We start from the raw sequence: 24,410 nt of genomic DNA, 5'->3' as shown, positions 1-24,410 counted from the left end.
TGCAAAGAGCACTTCCTGTCTGCAGTGGACAGAAAGCGATCCATGGAGATGGATGAAAACTCCATCTCCATGAACACGGGAACGCCCCGCAGGGCAGCGCTCTGAGGCGCTGTCGGTGCTGGGCGTGGTGTAAAAATCCATGGTGGTGTGGCCTGCAAAAAAGGCGCTAGTCCCAGGACAGCGCACCACCGGACTGGTATTCAATAACCCGGGTCTCGAAGAAGTTGCGTTCCTTCTTGAGGTCAATCATCTCGCTCATCCACGGGAACGGGTTTTCTTCGTTGGGGAACAGTGTCTCCAGCCCGATCTGCGTGGCGCGGCGGTTGGCGATGTAGCGCAGGTAGCCCTTGAACATGGAGGCATTCATGCCCAACACGCCACGCGGCATGGTGTCTTCGGCGTAGCGGTATTCCAGCTCCACGGCCTTGAGGAACAGAGCCTTGATCTCGGCCTTGAACTCCGCAGTCCACAGGTGCGGGTTCTCCAGCTTAAGCTGGTTGATCAGGTCGATGCCGAAATTGCAGTGCATCGACTCATCGCGCAGGATGTACTGGTACTGCTCGGCGGCACCCGTCATCTTGTTCTGGCGACCCAGGGCCAGGATCTGGGTGAAGCCCACGTAGAAGAACAGGCCTTCCATCAGGCACGCGAAAACAATCAGCGACTTGAGCAGGGTCTGGTCGGTTTCTGGCGTACCTGTTTTGAAAGACGGATCCATGATCGCTTCGATGAAGGGGATCAGGAACTCGTCCTTGTCGCGGATCGACTGGACTTCGTTGTAGGCGTTGAAGATCTCGCTCTCATCCAGACCCAGCGATTCGACGATGTACTGATACGCGTGGGTGTGGATCGCTTCCTCGAAGGCCTGGCGCAGCAGGAACTGGCGGCATTCAGGTGCCGTGATGTGGCGGTAGGTGCCCAGCACAATGTTGTTGGCGGCCAGCGAGTCGGCGGTCACGAAGAAACCCAGGTTGCGCTTGATGATGCGGCGCTCGTCTTCGGTCAGGCCGTTGGGGTCTTTCCACAACGCGATGTCGCGCGTCATGTTCACCTCTTGGGGCATCCAGTGGTTAGCACAGGTGGCCAGGTATTTTTCCCATGCCCACTTGTACTTGAAAGGCACCAACTGGTTGACGTCTGTCTGTCCGTTGATGATGCGCTTGTCGGCCGCATTGACGCGGCGATGGGATGCTGCAGCGATCGGTGCAGTGGAGGTGCTCTCTACTGTGGCTGTGGTGGTCACAGGCTGCAGTGCGGGTGTCTGGAAAGACAGAGGCGGTTGCTCCACCTGGCGGTTGTTGGGCAGACCGCCGTCCAGTTGATTTTGCGATGAGGGCTTGACTTCTTCGTCCCAGGTCAACATAGATTTTCCAGTGTTCGGATTATGAAAGCAGTGCTGCGAAAAGAAAAGCACTGAAGCGTTGTGCAGCAAGGTTTTGTTGCTTCACAGCACCGGAGCAACGCCCCGGGCTAGTCCGAAGCGTTGCTGGCAAAGTGCTTACTGGCAGGCCTCGCAGCCAGGATCGTCGATGGCGCAGAACTTCACGTCCGTGGCTGGCACTGCTGCGGCCTGTTGAGAGACCGCAGCGGCAGCGGCTTCCAGCGGGCTTGGCTTGGCTTGCGTGGCGGCCGAAGCGCCGCTGTCGCTGCCCGACGAAACTGCATTGAGCTGGCGCGTGTTCACGGTGCTCATCTCGACGTGCGTGGCGCTTTGCGTGCGGAGGTAGTAAGTGGTCTTGAGACCGCGGATCCATGCGAGCTTGTAGGTGTCGTCGAGCTTCTTGCCCGATGCGCCGGCCATGTAGATGTTCAGGCTCTGCGCCTGATCGATCCACTTTTGGCGGCGCGATGCAGCTTCCACCAGCCATTGGGGTTCGACTTCAAACGCCGTGGAGTACAGCGCCTTGATGTCCTGTGGCACGCGGTCAATAGGATGCAGCGAGCCCTTGAAGTGCTTGAGGTCCATGATCATCACGTCGTCCCACAAGCCCAGGCGCTTCAAGTCGCGCACCAGACCACCGTTGATGACCGTGAACTCGCCCGACAGGTTGGACTTGACCGACAAGTTGCCGAACGAGGGCTCGATCGAGGCATCGACACCGATGATGTTGGAGATGGTGGCCGTGGGGGCGATGGCGACGCAGTTGGAATTGCGCATGCCATCCTGTGCAATCTTCTTGCGCAGGGCATCCCAGTCCAGCGTGGAAGAGCGATCCACTTCCACATAGCCGCCGCGCGCCTGCGAGAGCATGTTCAGCGTGTCGAAAGGCAAGATGCCGCGATCCCACAGCGAACCCTTGTAGCTCGAATATTGGCCGCGTTCGCGTGCCAGTTCGGTCGATGCCCAGTAGGCGTAGTAGCAGATGGCTTCCATCGACTTGTCGGCAAATTCCACCGCCTCTTGCGAAGCGTAGGGGATGCGCAGTTCATACAGGCTGTCCTGGAACGCCATCACGCCCAGGCCGACCGGACGGTGGCGCAGGTTGGAGTCACGTGCCTTCTTGACGGCGTAATAGTTGATGTCGATCACGTTGTCGAGCATGCGCATGGCAACCGTGATGGTCTTCTTGAGCTTGTCGTGGTCGATCTGGCCGTTCTTGATGTGCTGCAGCAGGTTGACGGAGCCCAGGTTGCAAACGGCAGTTTCGGTGTCGCTGGTGTTGAGAGTGATCTCGGTGCACAGGTTGGACGAGTGCACCACGCCAGCATGCTGCTGGGGCGAGCGCACGTTGCAGGCATCCTTGAAGGTGATCCAGGGATGGCCCGTCTCGAACAGCATGGTCAGCATCTTGCGCCACAGGTCGGTGGCCTGCACGGTCTTGGAGGGCTTGATCTCGCCACGCGCCGCCTTTTCTTCGTAGGCGACGTAGGCCTTTTCGAAGTCGGCGCCGAACAGATCGTGCAGGTCAGGCACGTTGGAAGGCGAGAACAGGGTCCAGGTGCCCTTTTCCATCACGCGGCGCATGAACAGGTCGGGGATCCAGTTGGCCGTGTTCATGTCGTGCGTGCGGCGGCGGTCGTCGCCGGTGTTCTTGCGCAGTTCCAGGAACTCTTCGATGTCCAGGTGCCACGTTTCCAGGTACGTGCAGACAGCGCCCTTGCGCTTGCCGCCCTGGTTCACCGCTACGGCGGTGTCGTTCACCACCTTCAGGAACGGCACCACGCCTTGTGATTCGCCGTTGGTGCCCTTGATGTGGCTGCCTAGTGCACGCACGCGGGTCCAGTCATTGCCCAGGCCACCGGCAAACTTCGACAGCAGGGCGTTTTCCTTGATCGACTCGTAAATGCCGTCCAGATCGTCTGGCACGGTGGTCAGGTAGCATGAGGACAGCTGCGAGCGCAGCGTGCCGCTGTTGAACAGCGTGGGGGTGGACGACATGAAGTCGAACGACGAGAGCACTTCATAGAACTCAATGGCGCGGGCTTCGCGGTCGGTTTCGTTCAGTGCCAGGCCCATGGCCACGCGCATGAAGAAGGCTTGCGGCAGTTCGATGCGGGTCTTCTTGACGTGCAGGAAATAGCGGTCGTATAGCGTCTGCAGGCCGAGGTAGTCGAACTGCAGATCGCGCTCGGCTTTAAGCGCAGCGCCCAGGCGGTTCAGGTCATATTGTTTGAGCAGGCGCTCGTCCAGCAGCTCGTTGTCCACCCCCTTCTGAATGAAGGTAGGGAAATAGTCCTTGTAGGCCTGGCCCATGTCGCTTTGCGTCACGTCACGCCCCAGCACCTCGCGCACGATGGTGTGCAGCAGCAGGCGGGCCGTGGCGTAGGTGTAGTCGGGATCTTTTTCGATCAGGGTGCGGGCGGCCAGAATGGACGCCTTGTAGACCTCGTCCATGGGAACGCCGTCATACAGGTTGCGCATGGTCTCAGCGACGATCGGTGCTGCCTGGATGTCGGCGCCCAGGTTGGCGCAGGCCGATTCGATCAACGCGTGCAGCCGCAGGATGTCCAGCTGCACGCGTTGGCCGTTGTCGATCACGTGCATCACCGGGGTGGCGGGCGCGAGCTGTTCCTGGTGGTGGGCGCGCTCTTGCGTGCGGCGCTCGCGGTACAGCACGTAGGCGCGGGCGATTTCGTGGTGGCCGCCACGCATCAGACCCAGTTCGACCTGATCTTGCACGTCTTCAATGTGAAACGTACCACCGCCAGGACGCGAGCGCATCAGGGCGCGCACGACGTTGTGGGTCAGCGTGTCCACTACTTCGCGCACGCTGGCCGATGCCGCGCCTTGCGTGCCATGGACTGCCAAGAAGGCCTTCATCATGGCCACCGCGATCTTTTGCGGTTCGAACGGCACTACGGCGCCGTTGCGGCGGATGATCTGATAGTGCGCAAACGTGTTGGAGGCCGTGGCCGCAGGCGTTGCCTGGGATGCTGTGGCATCGGTGGCAACGGCAGGGGCAGTGGAAGGCGTGTTCAAAGCAGCTTGCATGGGTGTCCTCTTCTGTGGGCTGTCTGGGGTGGGCGTGCGGCGTGGAGTGCCGCCGCAGTGTGTGGGTGCTGCGCCGGACTTCAGTCTGGCGCACACTATATATGGTGTGTCCTGGTGGTTCAAGACACTACCGGTAGTGTACCGCCTGAATAAGCCCCCAAAACCGAAACAGCGTGTTCCCGGTCCCGGTGCTGCGGCCGCTGAGGTCGGCGGCCAGCCCCTGTGGATGCGACGCATGGGGTGAAAACCCGCGCAACGGCGCACGTTGGCGACGGATTTCCTGCGCCAGGCCGCGTGGCGCTTGGATGACAAAAGATGTGCAAACGCACAAAGAAAAATGTGCGTTGATGCGCCCGTGCGACAGTGAAACGCAGCGTCAGCGAGGCAGCTGCGACAGGCTCGTCCGTATGCCTTGCGGGAATCGCTGTACAGGCCAGCTCAATACCCCTTGAAGCCTCGGCCAGTCAAACCCCGGGCCGGGGTCTTGTTTGCGCCCGGGCGCAATGTGCTCATGCCCTGCGATGTGCTCGATGGGGTAGCGCAGCGCAACGTCCTGGCAGACCCTGGCCAGCGTTTCGTACTGCGCGGGCTCGAAGTGCAGACCCTCCAGGCCCTCCAGTTCGATGCCGATGGAGTCGTCGTTGCACTGGCTCCGACCCCGGTAGAACGATTGCCCGGCATGCCAGGCGCGCAGGTCGCAATCCACAAACTGCCACAGCGCTCCGGTGCGCTCGATGAAAAAATGCGTGGACACCTGCAGTCCGCGAATGCCTTGGTAATAAGGGTGGGCGTCCCAGTCCAGGGTGTTGGTGAACAGCTGCTGCACGGCCCCACCTCCATATTCGCCTGGAGGCAGGCTGATGGAATGCACCACGATCAGATCCACCTGCGAGGCGGGTACCGGGCGCGGCCCGTGGTTGGGCGACACCAGCTCTCGGGCTGCCCGGTGCCAACCGCCCTCCCATGGGGGCGAGGCGGCCGAGGATGTAGCCTCATCCCAAGTCGTCATGCGGGTCCTGGTCATTGGGCACGGTGATGTTCAGACGGGCGATGCGGTAGCGAATCTGGCGCAGGCTGATGCCCAGGCGTGCGGCCGTGGCGGTGCGGTTGAAGCCTGCTTCCTTCAGTGCGCGGATCAGGATCTCGCGCTCCTGCTGGTCCAGCCAGGCCTGCAAGTCGCTGGGCAGCGGCACCGTGCATCCGCTGGCCAGAAGCTGTGGGCCCTGGCCCGTGTCAGCAGAAGTCGATGCATAGATCCCCGATGAGGTGGGGGCGGTGCTGACCGATCCTTCGTGCGCAGGTGCTGGCGGGGCAGGGCGTGTCGTGAGTGTCTCTGCCGCGCCGTTTGTGGGCTCGTCCACATGCAGCTCGTCGCCGTCGCTCAGCGCCACTGCGCGGTGCAAGAGGTTTTCCAGCTCGCGAACATTGCCGGTCAGGGGGTGGGCGGCGATGGCGTTCAGTGCCCGGTCGGTGAGCTGAGGTACCGGCATGCCCGACTCGCCCGCAATGCGGGTGAGCAGCGCGGCACACAGGGCGGGCAGGTCCTCGCGGCGCTCGCGCAGCGGGGGGATCACGATCTCGATCACATTGAGCCGGTAATACAAGTCCTGGCGGAACCGGCCCGCCTGCACATCGGCCGCCAGGTCGCGGTGGGTGGCGCTCACGATGCGCACGTCCACGGTCTCTTCCTGGGTGGAGCCCAGCGGCCGCACGCTGCGCTCCTGGATGGCGCGCAGCAACTTGGATTGCATGGCCAGCGGCAGGTCGCCGATTTCGTCGAGGAACAGCGTGCCCCCCCGCGCGGCCTGAAAATAGCCGTCGCGGTCTTGCGACGCACCGGTGTAGGAGCCCTTGCGGGCGCCAAAGAATTCGGCTTCCAGCAGGTTCTCGGGGATGGCCCCGCAGTTCACGGCGACCAGGGGGCCGTCGGCGCGCTGGCTGCTTGCATGCAGGGCTTGGGCCACCAGCTCCTTGCCGGTGCCCGACTCGCCATGGATGAGCACGGGCGCCATGCCGCGGGACACCTTGGCCACGCGCTGCTTGACGTTGCGGATGGCTTCGGACTCGCCCACCAGGCGGTCCAGGGCGGTACTTGCGCTGCTGGACTCGGCGCCCAGCGCCGGGTTGGCCGAGCGGCTTGACCCGTTGCTGCGTGCGGCGCGGGGCGCAGGAACGCCGCCCGTGCCCTGGATGGCCGAGGCCACGACCGAGCGGAACTGCTTGAGGTCCACAGGTTTGGTGAGGTAGTCGAACGCCCCCGCACGCAGGGCCTCGACCGCGTTTTCTGCCGAGCCGTAGGCGGTCATGACCACGCAGCGTTCGCGGCGCTGCTGGTCGCGCAGGTCCTGCAGCAGCTCCATGCCAAACCCATCCGGCAGCCGCATTTCGGTGATCACAGCGTCAAAACGGTGGGCCTTGAGATGCTCGCGGGCCTCCTGCACGCTGGATGCGGTCTCCACGCGGTATCCCTCGCGCAGCAGGGTGAGCTCGTACAGGGTGCGCAGATCGGGTTCGTCGTCTACGACAAGGATGGAGGCGGCAGGGGCGTTCATGGAAGTGGCAGTCAGACCACAATGGTGTCGAACAAGGTGGCAGTGTCGGCGGGGCGGGTCGTGCGGCGGAAGCCCACAGTGAAGGCATTGCCGCCGACATCGCCGCGTGCAGTGGGGCGGCTCAGGCGCTGGTAGCTGATGGAGGCGCCATGTCGCTGGCACAGCTCCCGACAAATATAGAGGCCCAGACCGCTGGAGCGGCTCTCGGACGAGAAGAAAGGCTCGAACAGATGCCGCTCCACGGATTTGTCCATGGGCGCTCCGTCGCTCCACACCTGCAGGCTGACCTGGCCAGTGGGCGTGTTGCGCGTGGTCACCGACAGTGAGTCGGGCTCCGGGCCCATGTAGCGCAGGGCGTTGTCCAGCAGGTTGACCAGAACGCGACGCAGATGCTCGGGGTCAAACTCCACCTGGATGACACCTGTTTCCAGAGAGACCACGGCGCGCCGCCGGGCTGGGTCCTGAGCCTGCCAGTCGTTCCAGATCTGCGCGACCGTCTCATCCAGCGTCACGGTCGAGGCAGGGGCATGGCTGATCTGGTGCTGCACGCGCGCAATGTCCAGCACCTCTTCGGCGATGCGGGCCAGGCGGTCGGCGTTCTGCTGCACCATGTGCGCGAGGCGCTTTTGTGCCGGGTCGTGCAGGTCTTCTTCCAGCAGGGCATTGGCCTGGACGATGGCCGCCAGCGGGTTGCGGATCTCGTGGGCCACGGCGGCAGACATGCGGCCCATGGCCGCGAGTTTTTCGGTGCGTAGCCGCGCTTCCATCTCCCGCAGGTCGTGCAAGAACATCACGCACAGCCGCTCGGAGCGCGTTTGCAACGCTGCGTTACGGGACGATGTGAGCCAGGTGCGTACATGCAGTCCGGTGGGGCTCTGGCCTTCGTGCAGCAGATCGACGTCGGCCGTCTGGGGCTGCTCGTGCCGGAAGGTACGCCGCGCCAGGATCACCAGCGGGTGCCACGCCGCGGTGGACGTCAAGGCAAACGGCAACTCGGTCAGCGCCATGCCCCCCAGCAGCTGCATTCCAGCCGGGTTGGCAATGCGCACCACATCGCTTTCGTCCACCACCAGCACACCATCGGTCAGGTTCTGGATGACCAGTGCACTGACCTGGGTCTGCACGCGGGCCGCTACCTGGCTTTGTTGTGCCACCTCTTGCTCGCGCGCCAGGCGGGTCGCCAGCTGATGCACCAGGTAGCTCACGATGAAGTAACCAGTGCCGGTCAGTGCACTTTGCAGGTAGCGCTGCCCTTCATCTCCCGTGCTGTACTGGCCCACCCACCAGGCCCAGCCCAGCAGCAGCAGGGTGACTGCGGCGGTGGTGCCCAGGGCCAGGGTCAGCGTGCCCATGACCGCTGCGATCAGGATGGGCAGGCCGAACAGGGGCGTGTAGTTCATGGTGCCCGCATGCAGCAACTGCAGCGCGGTGATGGCAGCCAGGTCCACGCCGATGGAGGGCAGCCACTGCGGTCCGGCGCCGGGCGAGGGCGGGCCACGGCGCGAGAGCACGCGCACCACCACCGTAGCCACCAGGTAGGCCACGCACACCGCCAGCGGGGTGGGTCCAACCACTTGGTTGATGAGTTGTCCGGCGCCCTGCAACACCAAGAGCGCCAGGGCCACCATGACGCGGCCCGTCAGAAAACCGAGCCACAGCCGTGCGAAGGGGGCGTCTGCGGAAGGCGGCAGTGGGCCTGCGGGCGCTGCTTGCATGGTCACAACGGCAAGGCGTCGCTCAGGCCGGGCCCATGCGCCGGTGCTCGGCGCTGCAATAGGCCTGACTGCCCAGCATCAGGGCTTCGGCCTGCGGGATGTGGACGCCGCAGTGCGCGCAGGCTAGCATGTCCTGGGGCAGGGCAGGCGGTGTAGGGGGCGCTTTGGGCGCCGCCGCATCAGGGGCGCGGCGGCTGCGCCAGATACCTACGGCCACCGCGATGACGACCAACAAGACCAGGTACTTCATGCGCTGCGGCCCAGAACAACTTCCAATACAAAACGCGAGCCCACATAGGCCAGCAGCAACAGGGCCGAGCCCGCATACAACACACGCACCGCATTGCGCCCCCGCCAGCCAAAGCGGGCACGGCCCAGCAGCAGCGTGGCAAAGGTCAGCCACGAGAGCATCGAAAACACGGCCTTGTGGTCCCACCGCCAGGCCCGGCCATACAGCGTCTCGCCAAACAGCCACCCGGCCAGCAAGGTGGCGGTGAGCAGTACAAACCCCGCCGTCACGAACCGGAAGGTCAGTCGCTCCAGCGTCAGCAGTGGGATGCCGCTGTGCGGGTCTTCAGCCTGCCGGATGTGGCGCTCGGCGCGTGTCATGAGCCAGGCGTGTACCACCGCCGCTGCAAACAGGCCATAACAAGCAATGCCCAGCGCCAAGTGCAAAGGCAGCCAAGCGGATGCGGTCACGTGCAGGGGCTGCCCCGGGAACAGCATCGCCAGCACGATGGCGGCCGCGCCCAGCCCTGCCAGTACCCAGCGTGACTGCATTTGTGGAAACAACTGCCGTTCCACGGCATAGACCGTGAGCACCAGCCAGGCAGTCATCGACAGCGCGGGCGCAAAACCGAACCGGGGCGCATCGCCCCACAGGCCCCAGACCAGCACGGCGCCGTGCAGCAACCACGCGACCAGCAGTGCACTGCGTGCTGCTGCAGCCCCCAGGCGGGAGGCTGCAGCAGCCGGCACGGCATAGGCCACGGCAGCGGCCAGGGCCAGCAGCCAACTGACGGGGGAGCTACTCGTTAAAATCATGGGCACAGTTTAGCCTTTCGCCCACCGCCAGCGCCCTGGCGGGGCTGCGCACGCAACGCCCTTGTTGACGGCGCGCAGCCAATACCGGAAACACCCCTATGGCCTCCGCCCTTACTGACAAACTCACGCGCCTCGTCAAGGAGATGCGTGGCCAGGCCCGCATCACCGAATCCAACGTCACGGACATGCTGCGCGAAGTGCGCATGGCGCTGCTCGAAGCCGACGTGGCCTTGCCCGTGGTGCGCGACTTCATCGCCCGCGTCAAGGAAAAGGCCCTGGGCCAGGAGGTGCTGGGCTCGCTCAAGCCCGGGCAGACGCTGGTCAGCATCGTCAACCGCGAGCTGGCCGCCACCATGGGCGAGGGCGTGGCCGACATCAACCTGGCTGCCCAGCCGCCCGCCGTGATCCTGATGGCCGGCCTGCAAGGTGCGGGCAAGACCACCACCACGGCCAAGCTGGCCAAGCACCTGATCGAAAAGCGCAAGAAGAAGGTGCTGACTGTGTCGGGCGACGTGTACCGCCCGGCGGCCATCGAGCAGCTCAAGACCGTGACCAAGCAGGCCGGTGCCGAATGGTTCCCCAGCACGCCCGACCAGAAGCCGCTGGACATCGCCCGCGCTGCCCTGGACTACGCCAAGAAGCACTACTTTGATGTGCTGTTGGTCGATACGGCCGGCCGCCTGGCCATCGACGAAGCCTTGATGAAGGAAATCAAGGACCTGCACGCTGCGATCAACCCTGTCGAAACCCTGTTCGTGGTGGATGCCATGCAGGGCCAGGACGCCATCAACACGGCCAAGGCCTTCAAGGAAGCGCTGCCCCTCACCGGCATTGTGCTCACCAAGCTGGACGGCGACTCGCGCGGTGGTGCGGCGCTCTCCGTGCGCCAGATCACGGGGGCGCCCATCAAGTTTGCGGGTGTCTCGGAGAAGATCGACGGGCTGGAAGTGTTCGACGCCGAGCGCCATGCGGGCCGCATCCTGGGCATGGGCGACATCGTGGCGTTGGTCGAGCAGGTCACGGCAGGGGTGGACATGGAGGCCGCACAAAAGCTGGCGGCCAAGGTCAAGAGCGGTGACGGGTTCGACCTGAACGACTTTCTCTCGCAGATCCAGCAGATGAAGCAGATGGGCGGGCTTTCGAGCCTGATGGACAAGCTGCCCTCTCAGCTCACCGCCAAGGCCGGTTCGCTGGACATGGACAAGGCCGAAAAGGACATCAAGCGCAAGGAAGGCATCATCCAGAGCATGACCCCCCTGGAGCGCCGCAAGCCCGAACTCATCAAGGCCACGCGCAAGAAGCGCATCGCCAACGGGGCGGGCGTGCATGTGCAGGAGGTCAACCGCCTGCTCAAGGAGTTTGAGCAGATGCAGGGCATGATGAAGAAGATGAAGGGCGGCGGCCTGATGAAGATGATGAAGCGCATGGGCGGCATGAAGGGCATGGGCGGCGGAGGCATGCCCAAGATGCCTTTCTGAAAGGTTTTCAAGCCTTTTTGGCACTAGGCGCTACAACCATATGCCTGGGATGCTATAAAAATATGAGTGAATAAAAAGCCGACACGTGTCGGCTTTTTTGTGGTTTGCCCGGCTGGGGGCGGTGGTGGGGTCTGGTACCTCAGGCGGTTTGCAAGGCCATGGGCCGTCCCATGCGCCCGGCGTGCAGCCAGGCGCGGCGCAGCACCGGGGGCGACCACGACTCCTCAGGAATCAGCAACAGCCGCTGGGCGCGCAGCGCACGGCCCAGCGCGATCTGGCTGGTCCACACCGCCAGCGGAATGGCCAGCGCCAGCGGCAAGCCCACGGGCATCAGCCACAACAGCGCGCTGCTGTCGATCAGCGCCACGCCCGCCGCAAGCAGGGCGATCACCGCGCTCATAGGGGCCAGTTGGCGCACCGCGTGGCGCCAGGGCACGGCATGGGCCTCGCGCGGGGGCGACTTCCACTCCAGCTTCAGTCCGGTCAACGCGATCAGCACAAACAGCGAATGCGCCAGCATGCGCACGGGCGCCTGCAGGATGGCCATGACGCTCTCCAGCACAGCGCTCTTGAGCAGACTGAAAGCGCCACCGTACTGCTTCTGTTCTCGGCGCATGAACACCGCCGTCACGCCCAGGATGCGGGGTAGGAACAGCAGGCACAGGGTCCAGGCCCACAGCGCCAGCAGCTCGGCGGGCAGGATGTGCCAGTCGGCCACCAGCTTGGCGCCCGACAGCCACAGGGCCGTGCCCAGCGTGAGGAAGGCCAGCCACAGCGGCGCAGACAGATAAGCCATGGCGCCGGTGATGAACATGGAGCGGTGCACGGGGTGGATGCCGGGCTCGGCCACCAAGCGCGCGTTCTGCAAGTTGCCCTGGCACCAGCGGCGGTCGCGCTGCAGTTCGGCCAGCAGGTCGGGCGGCTGCTGCTCGTAGCTGCCGATCAGGTCGGCCACCAGCCACACGTGGTAGCCCGCGCGGCGCATCAGGGCGGCCTCGACAAAATCGTGGCTCATGATGCCGCCCGCCAGGCCCCCCTTGCCGGGGATGGGAGCGAGCGCACAGTGTTGCATGAACGGCGCCACGCGGAGGATGGCGTTGTGGCCCCAGTAGTGCGATTCGCCCAGCTGCCAGTACTGCATGCCCAGCGTGAACAGGCGGCCGGTGACGCGCGACGCGAACTGCTGCGCGCGGGCGTGCAGCGTGACATGGCCGATGGCCTGCGTGGCGGTCTGGATGATTCCGGCCGTGGGGTGGGCTTCCATCAGCTTGGCCATGGAAACGATGCAGTCGCCGCTCATCACGCTGTCGGCATCCAGCACCACCATGTAGCGGTAGTCCTTGCCCCAGCGGCGGCAGAAGTCGGCCACGTTGCCTGCCTTGCGGTGCGTGCGGCGCGTGCGCAGGCGGTAGTACACCTGCACCTGGGGCTGCTGGCTGTGCTGCGCCAGGGCGTTGCGCAGCTCTTCCCAGGCAGCGCGCTCGGCGCGGGCAATGGCGGGGTCGTTGCTGTCGGAAAGCACAAACACGTCGAACGTGGTGCCGTGGCCGGTGGCGGCCACCGACTCGCAGGTGGCCCGCAGCCCGGCAAACACGGTGGCCACGTCTTCGTTGCAGATCGGCATGATGATGGCGGTGCGGGCGTCGGGCGCCAGGGTGTGCCCAGCTACGCTGCGCGCCGACAGCGCATGCCGGTCGCCGCGCAGCATCACCCAAAAGCCCATCAGCCCGGTCAAAAAGCCGGTCACCACCCAGGCGGACAGCAGGGCAAACAGCGCGATCTGGCCGTAGCTCAGCCACGCGTTTTCGTAGTCGGGCTGCACGCTGGCAAACAGGGTGCTGGCCAGGGCCGTCGTCAGCAGGGTGAGCAGCGCAAACGTCCAGCGGCGGCGCTGCGCTGCGCCTTGCCAAGCGGCGGTGGATTCAGCGGGGGCTTGTGCCGCCGTGGCCGGTGCAGGTTGTGGGGATGTACGGCCCGTGAGGCGCAGCAGCACGGCAGTGCCCACGCTGTTCCAGAAGCCGCGCCAGGGCAAGGGCACCATGGAGCCACGGTGCAGGGGCGGTGCCGTCACCGCATTGGGGTGGCGCTGCTCGCGCAGGGTGCTGCGTCGGCTGAGGGTTGGCCGGGGGTAAGCCACACCGCGCCGCGCGACCACGGCAGGGCCGGTGGATGCGTGGGTGCCGTGGGGGTCATGAGGGCTTACTCGGGAAGACTGATGTGCGTCCATGTTTCACTCACAGCGTGGTTGTCGTGTTGGAGAAAAGCGCGCAGCTCGATGGGCCGGTCGGCCTGCAGGCGCTGGATGCGAACGGTCATGCGCCACCCGCCGGTGGCGGGGTTGCGGTAGGCAATGTTTTCCAGCACCTTGCCGTTGGCATCGCTGGTCACAATGGCCTTGAGGGAGGCCTCCGCAGGCAGGGCCTTGAGAGCCGGGCCCTCGAAATCGACCACGTACTGCACCTGCTGGCGCAGGGCCTGGGCCGACAGCTTGGTGTAGCCCATGCCGCGGCGCGACTGGGTGGCCCAAGCGCTGGGCGGGCGCTGCTGTTCGTCGCCCTGCCAGCTCAGCTCATAGGCAAATTCCAGTGGCTGGCCGGGGGCTGGCATCTGGGCGGGCACCCAGTACGCCACGATGTTGTCGTGCGTCTCGTCGGGCGTATTCAGCTGCACCAGCTCCACACGGCCCGCGCCCCAGTCGTGCAGGGGACGGACCCAGGCGCTGGGGCGGCGCTCGTAGCGGGCTTCCACGTCCTCGTAGCTGGTCCACTGGCGGTCGCGCTGCATCAGGCCAAAGCCCTTGGGGTTTTTGGTGGCGAACGAGGTGACCAGTGTTTGCCGGGGGTTCTGCAGCGGGCGCCACAGCCACTCGCCTTCGCCCGTAGCCACCATGAGTCCGTCGGAGTCATGCACTTCGGGGCGGAAGTCCTCGTTGCGCGGCTGGTTCTCACCGAAGAAGAACATGCTGGTCAGCGGCGCAACACCCAGCGTGGCGATGGGTGGGGTGCCCGAGGCGGCGCGCACAAAAATACGGCTGCGCACCGTGGTGGTGGTCTGCGCGCCGGGCTGAATGTCGAAGCGGTAGGCGCCCGTGGCGCGTGGCGAGTCGAGCAGCGCATACACCGTGACCTGGGTGGACAGCGGGTCGGGCCGCACCAGCCAGAACTCGGTGAAGCGGGGGAATTCCTCGCCCCGGCCGCCCACGGTGTCAATGGCCAGCCCGCGCGCCGACAGGCCGTACTGCTGGCCTTGGCCCAGCGCGCGGAAATAGCTCGCACCCTGGAAGACCACCAGCTCGTCCTTGTAGGCGCTGGAGTTCAGGTGGTTGTGCAGACGAAAGCCTGCAAAGCCCAGGTCCCCCCAGGCCTCGGGCCGCAGCTGGTTCTTGCCGTAGTCGAAGTCCGCGCGGCTGTAGGGGATGTGGCGCACGCCCTGGGGCGTCACCTCGTTGATCAGCACCGGCTCTTTCTGGTACAGCCCCAGATGGAAGAACATGGCCTCGTAGGGCAGCTTCTCGGCCCGCCACAAGGCGCGATCAGGGCGCCAGCGGATGTCGCGCACCTGGTCGTAGTTGAGCTTTGCGAGGTCGGCCGGGAGCTTGTCGCTCACGGGCTGGTAGGGTTGGCTGGCGCGTTCGCGGGCGAGGCGGGTCACGCTCTCGAAGTCAAAGCCTTGTGCTTGCGCGCCGCCGGCCAGCAGGGCGGTGGCCAGGGCCATTGCGGGCCCTGCGTGCCGTCCGATCTGGCGAAAAAAGGAGGGAAAAACTGCGTGCATGCCAGGCATAGGGCAAACCCTGTGCCAGCTGCAAAAAACGCTGTGAAATCAACGGGTTGGAGGGGGCTCTGCGTGTAAGCAGTTGTGCAATGGCCTGTGGGCGCCGATCAGCCCCCGCTTTTTGTCGCCGGATGGCGACAGGGGGCGAGTGGTTGGATCAAAACACCCGGTAAATCAAAGACTTACTCGTGTCGCTCATCCGCGACATCGTCCGCATCGCCTGCATCCTGCTTGAACTGTCCAGGCGTCAGCGCGTGCTTTTGCAGCAGGCGGTAGAACTCGGTGCGGTTGCGTTGCGCCAGCCGCGCCGCATCGGCCACATTGCCATCGGTCATCTTGAGCAGGCCCACCAGATACTCGCGCTCGAAACGCTGGCGGGCCTCCGCAAAGCTGAGCACCTGGGTGGACGGGGTGCGGAGTGCGCGCTGCACCAGCGTCAGGGGCACCAGGGGGGTGGTGGACAGGGCACACACCTGCTCGACCACGTTGTAGAGCTGGCGCACGTTGCCCGGCCAGGCGGCGGTGGTCAGTGCCTTGAGCGCCTCTGGCGCAAAGCCAGACAGGCGCTTGTCGTATTTGCGGGACAGCCGGTCCAGAAAGTGGTTGGCCAGCAGCGCAATGTCCTCGCGCCGCTCGGCCAGGGTGGGCAGCACCAGCGACACCACGTTCAGTCGGTAGTACAGGTCCTCGCGGAACTGCGCGCTGGCCATGGCGGCTTCCAGGTCCCGGTGCGTGGCCGAGATGATGCGCACGTCGATGGGCGTGGCCTGGCTGGCGCCCACGGGGCGCACGGCGCGCTCCTGCAGCACTCGCAGCAGCTTGACCTGCAGGGCCGGGGGCATGTCGCCAATCTCGTCCAGCAGCAGGGTGCCGCCGTCTGCGGCCTGGAACAGCCCCTTGTGGTTGCTCACCGCATCGGTGAAGGCGCCTTTGACGTGGCCGAACAGCTCGGACTCCAGCAACGCCTCGGGGATAGCGCCGCAGTTGACGGCCACAAACGGACGGGCAGCACGCGGGCTCGCGCGGTGGATGGCACGCGCCAGCAGCTCCTTGCCCGAGCCGCTGTCGCCGCGCAGCAGCACGCTGGCGTCGGACTGGGCGACCATGTACGCCTCGGACAACAGGTCCGTCATGCGGTGCGACCGGCTCACGATCTCTGCCCGCCAGTCCTCGTTGGCATGCGGCTGCGCCACGGCAGGGGCGCTGAGCGCCAGCGCCTGCGCGATCTTTTCGAGCAGCTCCTTGCCGTCGTAGGGCTTGGTCAGGTAGGTGAACACCCCGCGCGACGTGGCCTCGACGGCGTCGGGAATGGTGCCGTGTGCGGTCAGCAGGATCACGGGCAGTGAGGGGTGGCGGGCACGCACTTCGTCAAACAGGGCCAAGCCGTCGCGCCCGGGCAGGCGCACATCGCTGAGCACCAACTGCGGGCGCGCAATGTCCAGCTGCGCCAGTGCCGCTTCGGCCGAGCCCACCGCCACCACGTCGTGCCCGGCGGCTTTCAGGCGCAGCGACAGCAGCCGCAGCATGTCGGCGTCGTCGTCCACCACCAGGATGCGGGCGGGTGGGGCGGCGCGGGTGGGGGCGGAAGAGGGCATGGCGGGTAGGTCGGTCAGGGGGCGGGCCGTGGCGCCGCGCCATTGCTCGCTGCAGGCGCGGCGGGGGCGGAGGGTGACGGTGCTGGGCGCGTGCTCAGGCTGCGCTCGATGGCGCGCACAGCCTCCAGGCGTTCGCTGAGCTGGTCATTGCGGCGTTGGCTGTCGCGCAGCTGCTGGGCCTGGCGGTCGAGCTGGTCCTCCAGCCGGCGTTGTTGCAGCAGCCGGGCCTCCAGCAGCCGGGCCAGGGGGTGCAGGGGCTGCGCTGCGGGGCTGGTGTTGCCCAGCACACGCTGCACCAGGCCCAGCGCGCGGGCGGTGTCCACGGCCTGACGGGTTTGCGTCAGGGCCGTGGCCAGCAGCAGCAGCGTGTCGGGAGAGGCGTCCTCCGCTTCGCCCAGCCGGGCGATTTCCTTGGCGAGTTCGGCAGGGGGCAGCTTGAGCACACGGTCCGCCTGGGCCAGCAGCAGCGCGACAGGGGTGTGGTTGGTGTCCGCGTCGGTGCCCCGCATTTCGGCAGGGCCCACTTCCACCGTCGGGGCCACGGGCACGGCAATGATCATCGCGACCGGTGGCGTCTGTGCGGGGGCGGCTGGGGGCGTGGTGGTGGCACAGCCTGCCAGCACGGCACCCAGTGCGAGCAGCGGCCATCGCAGGGCGTGGGACGGAAGGGTGGGACTGCTAGGCGGCATGGGGAAGTTCGATGCGAAAGAAGGAGTGTGCGCCTTCGTCCACCAAGCGCACGCTGCCGCCATGGGCCTGCACATATTCCTGCACGATAGACAGACCGATGCCAGTGCCGCGCACGGCATCGTCCGGTTGGCGAACACCCCGGTAAAAGGGTTCAAACACGCGGTCACGGTCCACCCGGTCCACGCCGGGGCCCTGGTCAAAGACGTCCAGACGCACATGACCGGGAGGTTGCGAGAGCACCAGCCGCACCGTGCCCTGGGGCGGTGAAAAGCGGATGGCGTTGGACAGCAGATTGCTGACGGCGGAGGTGATTTTGTCGGGGTCGATGAGCATGCGCACGGGCGGCCCCTCCACCCGCACGGTCAGGCCCTTGGCTTGCCACTGCAGCCGCTGGGCCTCGACCTGTGCCTCCAGCAGGGCCAGCAGGTCGGTGTCGCGGCGCTGCAATTGGCGCGCTTCGAAGGCCGCGGCGTTGAATCGCAGCAGGGCCTCGATCTCGCCCTGCAACTGCAGCGTGTTGTGATGCAGGATTTGCGCGACCTCGCGCTGGCCTGCGGTGAGTTCGCCCGTCACGCCGTCCTGCAGCAGCGCCACGCCCTCGCGCAGCGCGGCCAGCGGTGTCTTGAGTTCGTGGGACACATGGCGCAGGAAACGCGCCTTGTCGGCGTCCAGCTCCAGCAGCCGCAGCCTCAGCCATTCCAGTTGCTGGCCCAGCCGGCGAACGTCGTCCGGGCCGGAGATCAGCACCGGCTCGTCCAGCTGGTTTTCGCCCAGCTGCCGGATCGCACCCTCCAACCGCTTGAACGGCCGCGCGAGCCAGATGCCTAGCGACAACGCCAGCACCAGCGCCAGCACAATCGCGCCCACCACCTGGTGCGTCACGCTGCGGCGGCTTTGCTCCACCTCGTCCTGCAGCGCGTTATTGCGTTGGGTGTTGATGTCCTGCACCGTCTGCGCCATGGTGCCGTGCAAGGTCTCCAGGGCCACAAACTCTTCGGCAACCAGGCGTTCGTTGTCCAGTGCGCGGTCCGGCGGTGCGTCCAGCAGGGCTTTGACGGCATCGAGGTGGGTGCGCCACGCCTGGGCCTGCGTAGTTGGAAGGCCTGCGGCCTGCAGATGGTCGAGCACGGTGAGGGCCTCGACGGCCATGTCATCGAAGCTGCGGCGCAGGGGCGCATCCCGCAGCACCAGGGACTGCCGTGCCGCACGCTCCAGGGCCTGCCCGCGCTGGTTCAGGCCTTGGGCGGCTGTTGTCAGCGCAGTGGCCTCGGCCGTGCCGTGGCGGCTGAGCACCATGAGCTGCTCCAGCGTGTGCAAAGCCCGCAGCGAGCTGACCCCCAGCAAGCCGGCAATCAGCACGAACGCCAGCAGCAGCAGTTGCTGAAAGGAGAGGCCATGCAACAGGCCTTCGGCGGGTGGCGGTGCCGTGGGCGGTGTGCTGGGGGTGGGCATTGCGGCCAAAAAGGGCCCGGGGCGTGCGGGGTGTCGGTACCCGCGCGTCAGCCGGCCAGTGCGGCGGTTTCGTGCGTCAGCACCTCTCCCCGCAGGGTGTAGGCCTTGGCCTCGGTGATGGTCACATCCACCATCTGCCCCACCAAGCGAGGCTGGCCCACAAAGTTGACCACGCGGTTGCACTCGGTGCGGCCCATCAGCTCGGTGGCGTCGCGCTTGGAGGTGCCTTCTACCAAGATGCGCTGCACCGAGCCCACGCGGCTTTCGCTGATGGACTTGATGTTGGCGTTGATGACGCCCTGCAGGTGCTGCAGGCGGCGCAGCTTCACATCGTGCGGCGTGTCGTCGTGCAGGCCCGCAGCGGGCGTGCCGGGGCGGGGGCTGAAGATGAAACTGAAGCTGTTGTCGAAGTGGATATCGTCGATCAGCTTCATCATCTTGTTGAAGTCGTCCTCGGTCTCGCCGGGGAAGCCCACGATGAAGTCACTGCTCATGGCCAGGTCGGGGCGGATGGCGCGCAGCTTGCGCACCGTGCTCTTGTATTCCATGGCGGTGTAGCCGCGCTTCATGGCCATCAGGATGCGGTCGCTGCCGTGCTGCACGGGCAGGTGCAGGTGGCTGGCCAGCTTGGGCAGCTTGGCATAGGCCTCGATCAGCCGGGGCGTGAATTCGTTGGGGTGGCTGGTGGTGTAGCGGATACGTTCGATGCCGGGAATGTCCGACACGTATTCGAGCAGCAGCGCAAAGTCGGCAATCTCGGCCGTGCCACCCATCTTGCCCAGGTAGGCGTTCACGTTCTGGCCCAGCAGGGTGATTTCCTTCACGCCTTGGTCGGCCAGGCCCGCCACTTCCACCAGCACGTCGTCAAACGGGCGGCTCACTTCTTCGCCCCGGGTGTAGGGCACCACGCAGTAGCTGCAGTACTTGCTGCAGCCTTCCATGATCGACACAAAGGCCGAGGCGCCTTCGACGCGGGCGGGCGGCAGGTGGTCGAACTTTTCAATCTCGGGGAAGCTGATGTCCACCTGCGGTTTGTCCAACCGTTCACGCTGGTTGAGCATCTCGGGCAGGCGGTGCAGGGTCTGGGGGCCAAACACCACGTCCACATAGGGTGCGCGCTTGATGATCTCTGCGCCTTCCTGGCTGGCCACGCAGCCACCCACGCCAATCTTTACGCCGCGCGCTTTCAGGTGCTTGATGCGGCCCAGGTCGCTGAAGACTTTCTCTTGCGCCTTCTCGCGCACCGAGCAGGTGTTGAAGAGGATGAGGTCGGCCTCGTCCACGTTCTGCGTGGGCTCGTAGCCTTGGGCGGCGTTGAGCACGTCGGCCATCTTGTCCGAGTCGTACTCGTTCATCTGGCAGCCGAAGGTTTTGATAAAGACTTTTTTGGCCATGGCAATTTCGCAAATAGCAAGCAAACACCGCGCCCGACATGGCGCGGAGACTGTGAATGTCACAACGGCGCAGCGGCTTCGCGGCGGCGCAGGGAAGGGGTTACTTCAGAGCGGCGCCTGAGCCGGTCGTGATGTTGGTGATGATGGCGTCGCTGCCTTTGCGGGGCTGCGCGGCCTCGCCTTCGGTCAGGATCCAGGCGGCATGCAGCATGCCGGTGCTGTTCTCCTGCACGTAGTTGACCTTGAAGGTCTGGCCCAGCACCGTGTGTGCCATGACCAAGGTGTTTTGTGGGCTGAACAGCCGCATGCCAGGGGCCATGCGGATGGTCTTGCCGTTGAGTGTGGCTTCGGACGCGGTGTTGATGCTCAACGTTCCACGCAAAGCGGCTTCGGGGAAGGGGCGCGAAAGGCCCAGGCCGGGCTGGGTCTGAGCCGAGGCAGGTGCCACGGCGCAGAGCGCTGTGCAGGCCACCGCTGCCAACAGTGCGGCCTGCCGAAAGCGGGACACCCGATGGGCTGGGGGGTGGCAGGAAGAGGGTGTGGTGCAGCGGTTCATGGTTTACATCCAGGGGCTGAAGGCACAATTTTAGAAGGGGTTGCCAGAGTGGCACATCCCTTGGGCAAGTCAAGCGGCCCCGTGCATCGATGGGCAATGGAGCGGGTTTTGGGGCTCGCCTGAAAGAAAAAACCCACAGTGGGTTGCCTCACTGTGGGTTTTTGTATTTGGTGGTCGTAGGTGGACTTGAACCACCGACATCAGCATTATGAATGCTGCGCTCTAACCAACTGAGCTATACGACCGCAGACCAAGATTATAGAACAAAAATTATTGGTGTGTGAAGTTTGCAGGGCGTTTGTTCATGAACGCGTCCATGCCTTCCTTCTGGTCCTGGGTGGCAAACAGCGCGTGGAACAGGCGGCGCTCGAACATCACCCCGTCGGCGAGTGTGCCCTCGAAGGCACGGTTGACAGATTCCTTGGCCGCCATGACAGCAATCTGCGAGAAGCCGGCAATGAGGATGGCAGCGCCCAGCGCTTCGTCCATGAGCTTGTCGTAAGGCACTACGCGGCTGACCAGTCCGGCGCGCTCGGCTTCGGTGGCGTCCATCATGCGGCCGGTCAGGGCCATGTCCATGGCCTTGGACTTGCCCACGGCGCGGGGCAGGCGCTGCGTACCGCCAGCACCTGGGATCACGCCCAGCTTGATCTCGGGTTGGCCGAATCTGGCGTTGTCGGCGGCGATGATGAAGTCGCACATCATGGCCAGCTCGCAGCCGCCGCCCAGTGCAAAGCCGCTGACGGCAGCGATGACGGGCTTGCGGATAGAGCGGATGGTCTCCCAGTTGCGGGTGATGTAGTCGCCCTTGTAGGTGTCGGCAAAGCTGTACTTGGCCATGGCGCCAATGTCCGCACCCGCAGCGAAAGCCTTTTCGCTGCCGGTGACGATCATGCAGCCAATCTTCTCGTCCGTATCGAACGCCTTGAGGGCAGCGCCCAGTTCATTCATGAGCTGGTCGTTCAGCGCGTTGAGCTGCTTGGGCCGATTGAGCGTGATGATGCCGACCTTGTCCGCTTCAACGCGGACCTCGATGGTTTCGTAAGCCATGAAATCTCCTGGGGGTTGTGGTTGGTTATGCAAGCTGCAGCAATATACCCAAGCCGGTAGGGCCTTGTGGTCGTCAGGCCAGCCAGCGTCCCAGCGCCGCAGCATCTGCCACCGCCAGGCTGATGGTGTCTGGTGCCATGGATGTCGCGGCGGCATTGCGTCGGCCCTTGGTCGGGGTGTTGGCCGGCTGGGCCGGTGGCAGTTCCAGCGGTAGGCGCAACAGTCGCCCGTCGCGGGCAACCAATGCGTGCAGGCGGGTGTTGTTGCCCGCGTAGAAGCTCACGTCGTCGAGCTTGCTGATACGCCAGCCCTGGCCTTGCACCTCTACACCCAACCATTCGTCGCCTGCGGACATCCCAGCGTTTTCTGCGGCACCTCCCCGCAGCACGGTCTTGAGCTGCACGCTGTGGTTCTCGGCCACGCGCAGGCCCAGGCGCTGGGCCAGTTGCGGCCGGTCGGCCTTGAGCGCCACGCCGTGGGCGGCCAGCAGCTCCTCCAGTGGCAGGTCCACGGTACTGTGCACCCAGTGCGCCAGCTCCTTGTCGAAGGGGCGGCCCGTGAGGTCGTGGATTACGGCGCGCAGATCCGCTTCGGTCATCGGGCCACCCGCGCAGCGCTGCCATAACGTGCGCATCACATCGTCCAGCGTGGCTTTGCCTTCGCGCCGCAACGCCAGGTCCAGGCACAAAGCCACCATCGAGCCCTTGGTGTAGTAGCTCACGGTGGCGTTGGGTGTGTTCTCGTCCTGCCGGTAGTACTTCACCCAGGCGTCGAAACTGGCCTGGGCGACGGTTTGCACCGCCCGGCCCGGGGTTTGCAGCACCTGGTTGATGGTCTTGGTGACGAGCTTGAGGTAGGTCGCGTCGTCCAGCAGCCCTGCGCGGCGCAGCAGCAGGTCGTCGTAGTAGCTGGTAAAGCCTTCGAAGAACCACAGCAGCTCGGTGTAGTTCTCCTGCGCGTAGTCGTAGCGGACGAACTCAGCGGGCCGCAAGCGCTTGACGTTCCAAGTGTGAAAGTATTCGTGGCTGATGAGGCCCAGCAGCGTGGTGTAGCCCTCACTGGCCCGCGCCTCACCCTGGCGCGGCAGGTCACGCCGTCCGCAAATCAGCGCCGTGGAATTGCGGTGTTCCAGCCCGCCATAGCCGTCTCCCACGGCGTTGAGCATGAAGACATAGCTTTTGAAAGGCGCCTTGCCTTCGCGGTGCCAGAAGCGGATGGCGGTTTCACAAATTTTCTGCGTGTCCGCCAGCAGGCGCTTGCCATCGAACGACGGTGCCGCACCAGCCACCACGAACTGGTGGGCAATGCCGCAGGCCTTGAAGCGTCCCACCCAGAAATTGCCCAGCTCCACCGGGCAGTCCACCAGTTCATCGTAGTCGGTCGCCGTGTACAGGCCGAAGCCTTGGTTGTCTGCCTCCAGCGGCCGCAGACCTGTGGCAGCAGCCCAGGTCGCCGTGGCAGCCGTGCGTGCCAGCTCCAGTGTGTGGGGCTGTTTCTCTTGGCCATGCACGCGCAGGCATAAGCTGGTGCCGTTAAAAAAGCCGCGTGAGGTGTCCAGCCAGGCGGTGCGTACGGAGCTGTCGTAGGCGCAGAACTGGTAGGTCAGCACCAAGGGCTTGCCCTCCGCGCATTGCACTTGCCAGCGGTGCTTGTCCAGTTGGGCCGGTTGCAAAGCGCGTTGGCCTTGCCGTGCCGCCAGAGCCTGCAGATTTTTGGAGAACTCCCGCACAAGGTAGCTGCCCGGAATCCAGACCGGCAATGACAGTTCTTGCGATGCCGAAGGCCGCTGCACCGTCAATGTCACCGTGAACAGATGTGCGTGCAGGTCCGTGGGTTCGATGCGGTAGTGGATGTCCGCTGCAGAGGCTTTGCGGGAGAGGGGCATGGCATGTGCCGCGGGAGGGCCGCGCGGGGTCGTCGGTCGAGGGACTTTCAGCGGGGGTCAGTTGGCGGATGACGTATCGCTGGCGGCTTCTGCCAGGCGCTTTTCCACTTCCTGGGCTCCAATGGCGCCGGGCACCCGGGTGCCGTTGGCAAAAATCAAGGTGGGGGTACCCGTGATCTTGTGCTTCTTGCCGAACGCCAGGTTGCGCTGCAGCGCGCTGGTATCGCAACTGGCGGCTGGCGCAGGCTTGTCACGCACCATGTGGTCTTGCCAGGCGGTGGCTTGTTCCTTGGAGCACCAGATGTTGCGCGACTTTTCTGCCGAGTCGGGGCTCAGGATAGGGTACAGGAACAGGTACACCGTCACATTGCTGATCTGCTGCAGATCGCGCTCGAAGCGCTTGCAGTAGCCGCAGTTGGGGTCTTCAAAAACCGCCACCTTGCGCTTGCCGTCGCCACGCACAATGGTCACGGCGTCTTTCAAGGGCAGGGCCGAGAAGCTGACCGCAGTCAGCTTGTTGATGCGGTCTTCGGTCAGATTGCGGCGTGCCTTGGAGTCGATGAGTTCCCCCTGAATCACGTAGTCGCCCTTGGCGTCCGTGTAGAACAGGTCGGTGCCGATGCGCACTTCGTACAGCCCCTTCATGGGCGTAGCGCGCACTTCATCAATCTTGTCCATCTGAGGGATGCGCTCGGCCAGGGCCTTGCGGATGGCGTCTTCCTGCGCGGTGGCGCTCAGGCTCAGGGTAGCTGCCGCGACGGTCAGCAAAGCGGTGGTCAGTTTCATCATGTTTCCG

At 65.0% G+C, this 24,410-nt stretch carries 18 protein-coding genes and 1 tRNA gene; 1 reads left to right on the top strand and 18 read right to left on the bottom strand.

Annotated features, from left to right (window positions below; translation table 11 throughout):
• Positions 1–166 precede the first annotated feature (166 nt).
• The 7 genes from ASD94_RS01080 to ASD94_RS01050 all read right to left on the bottom strand — a co-directional run bounded on the left by ASD94_RS01080 (position 167) and on the right by ASD94_RS01050 (position 9,743).
• Complete coding sequence (locus tag ASD94_RS01080; protein WP_056637356.1) at positions 167–1,363, bottom strand: ribonucleotide-diphosphate reductase subunit beta; 1,197 nt, start codon at positions 1,361–1,363, stop codon at positions 167–169.
• Positions 1,364–1,498: 135 nt separating this feature from the next.
• The gene (locus ASD94_RS01075; RefSeq protein ID WP_056637353.1) at positions 1,499–4,432 is read right to left on the bottom strand and encodes a ribonucleoside-diphosphate reductase subunit alpha; all 2,934 of its coding nucleotides are present in this window, start codon (positions 4,430–4,432) and stop codon (positions 1,499–1,501) included.
• Between the two features lie 376 nt (positions 4,433–4,808).
• Positions 4,809–5,441 (bottom strand): 1,6-anhydro-N-acetylmuramyl-L-alanine amidase AmpD, encoded by a 633-nt coding sequence (gene ampD, locus ASD94_RS01070; RefSeq protein WP_056637352.1) that lies wholly within the window; start codon positions 5,439–5,441, stop codon positions 4,809–4,811.
• Positions 5,425–6,984, bottom strand: a complete 1,560-nt coding sequence (locus tag ASD94_RS01065; protein ID WP_056637351.1) for a sigma-54 dependent transcriptional regulator — start codon at positions 6,982–6,984, stop codon at positions 5,425–5,427. The genes ampD and ASD94_RS01065 overlap by 17 nt, the downstream gene beginning before the upstream one ends.
• 11 nt (positions 6,985–6,995) lie before the next feature.
• A complete protein-coding gene (locus ASD94_RS01060; protein ID WP_056637347.1) occupies positions 6,996–8,699 on the bottom strand; it encodes a nitrogen regulation protein NR(II) in 1,704 nt (567 codons plus the stop codon).
• Between the two features lie 22 nt (positions 8,700–8,721).
• Complete coding sequence (locus ASD94_RS01055) at positions 8,722–8,949, bottom strand: PP0621 family protein (RefSeq protein ID WP_056637344.1); 228 nt, start codon at positions 8,947–8,949, stop codon at positions 8,722–8,724.
• Positions 8,946–9,743, bottom strand: a complete 798-nt coding sequence (locus ASD94_RS01050; protein ID WP_056637342.1) for an inner membrane protein YpjD — start codon at positions 9,741–9,743, stop codon at positions 8,946–8,948. Before ASD94_RS01050 ends, ASD94_RS01055 begins: the two co-directional genes overlap by 4 nt.
• 98 nt (positions 9,744–9,841) lie before the next feature.
• Between ASD94_RS01050 and ffh the strand changes: the two genes are divergently transcribed.
• On the top strand, positions 9,842–11,221 hold the full coding sequence (ffh, locus tag ASD94_RS01045; RefSeq protein WP_056637341.1) for a signal recognition particle protein: 1,380 nt from the start codon (positions 9,842–9,844) through the stop codon (positions 11,219–11,221).
• Between the two features lie 139 nt (positions 11,222–11,360).
• On the opposite strand, the gene mdoH is transcribed toward ffh, so the two are convergent.
• The 11 genes from mdoH to ASD94_RS00990 all read right to left on the bottom strand — a co-directional run bounded on the left by mdoH (position 11,361) and on the right by ASD94_RS00990 (position 24,400).
• On the bottom strand, positions 11,361–13,448 hold the full coding sequence (gene mdoH / locus ASD94_RS01040) for a glucans biosynthesis glucosyltransferase MdoH (RefSeq protein ID WP_056637339.1): 2,088 nt from the start codon (positions 13,446–13,448) through the stop codon (positions 11,361–11,363).
• Positions 13,421–14,935 carry a glucan biosynthesis protein G gene (locus ASD94_RS01035; protein WP_056637337.1) on the bottom strand — a complete coding sequence of 505 codons (1,515 nt, stop codon included), beginning with the start codon at positions 14,933–14,935 and terminating at the stop codon, positions 13,421–13,423. The genes mdoH and ASD94_RS01035 overlap by 28 nt, the downstream gene beginning before the upstream one ends.
• Positions 14,936–15,174: 239 nt before the next feature.
• Positions 15,175–16,587 carry a sigma 54-interacting transcriptional regulator gene (locus ASD94_RS01030; RefSeq protein WP_056637334.1) on the bottom strand — a complete coding sequence of 471 codons (1,413 nt, stop codon included), beginning with the start codon at positions 16,585–16,587 and terminating at the stop codon, positions 15,175–15,177.
• 14 nt (positions 16,588–16,601) lie between these two features.
• Positions 16,602–17,276, bottom strand: a complete 675-nt coding sequence (locus ASD94_RS01025; protein ID WP_082576698.1) for a hypothetical protein — start codon at positions 17,274–17,276, stop codon at positions 16,602–16,604.
• Positions 17,266–18,729: an ATP-binding protein gene (locus ASD94_RS01020; RefSeq protein WP_056637333.1), complete on the bottom strand. Its 1,464-nt coding sequence runs from the start codon at positions 18,727–18,729 to the stop codon at positions 17,266–17,268. Before ASD94_RS01020 ends, ASD94_RS01025 begins: the two co-directional genes overlap by 11 nt.
• A gap of 47 nt (positions 18,730–18,776) precedes the next feature.
• Positions 18,777–20,123, bottom strand: coding sequence for a tRNA (N6-isopentenyl adenosine(37)-C2)-methylthiotransferase MiaB (miaB, locus tag ASD94_RS01015; RefSeq protein ID WP_056637332.1), 1,347 nt, complete (start codon positions 20,121–20,123; stop codon positions 18,777–18,779).
• Positions 20,124–20,223: 100 nt separating this feature from the next.
• A complete protein-coding gene (locus ASD94_RS01010) occupies positions 20,224–20,679 on the bottom strand; it encodes a hypothetical protein (RefSeq protein ID WP_056637330.1) in 456 nt (151 codons plus the stop codon).
• Positions 20,680–20,847: 168 nt separating this feature from the next.
• Positions 20,848–20,924: transfer RNA gene (locus ASD94_RS01005), tRNA-Met, on the bottom strand.
• A 25-nt stretch (positions 20,925–20,949) separates the two neighbouring features.
• Positions 20,950–21,729, bottom strand: a complete 780-nt coding sequence (locus ASD94_RS01000; RefSeq protein WP_056637329.1) for an enoyl-CoA hydratase — start codon at positions 21,727–21,729, stop codon at positions 20,950–20,952.
• Positions 21,730–21,802: 73 nt separating this feature from the next.
• The gene (locus tag ASD94_RS00995; RefSeq protein WP_056637328.1) at positions 21,803–23,614 is read right to left on the bottom strand and encodes a M61 family metallopeptidase; all 1,812 of its coding nucleotides are present in this window, start codon (positions 23,612–23,614) and stop codon (positions 21,803–21,805) included.
• 57 nt (positions 23,615–23,671) lie between these two features.
• Positions 23,672–24,400, bottom strand: a complete 729-nt coding sequence (locus ASD94_RS00990) for a DsbC family protein (RefSeq protein WP_056637652.1) — start codon at positions 24,398–24,400, stop codon at positions 23,672–23,674.
• Between the last annotated feature and the right edge of the window lie 10 nt (positions 24,401–24,410).

This window comes from Acidovorax sp. Root70 (genome assembly GCF_001428225.1).
In the GTDB taxonomy this organism is placed as follows: Bacteria; Pseudomonadota; Gammaproteobacteria; order Burkholderiales; family Burkholderiaceae_C; genus Acidovorax.
Note: the sequence above shows the minus strand (reverse complement) of the source record. Positions and strands in the feature narration are given on the sequence as shown.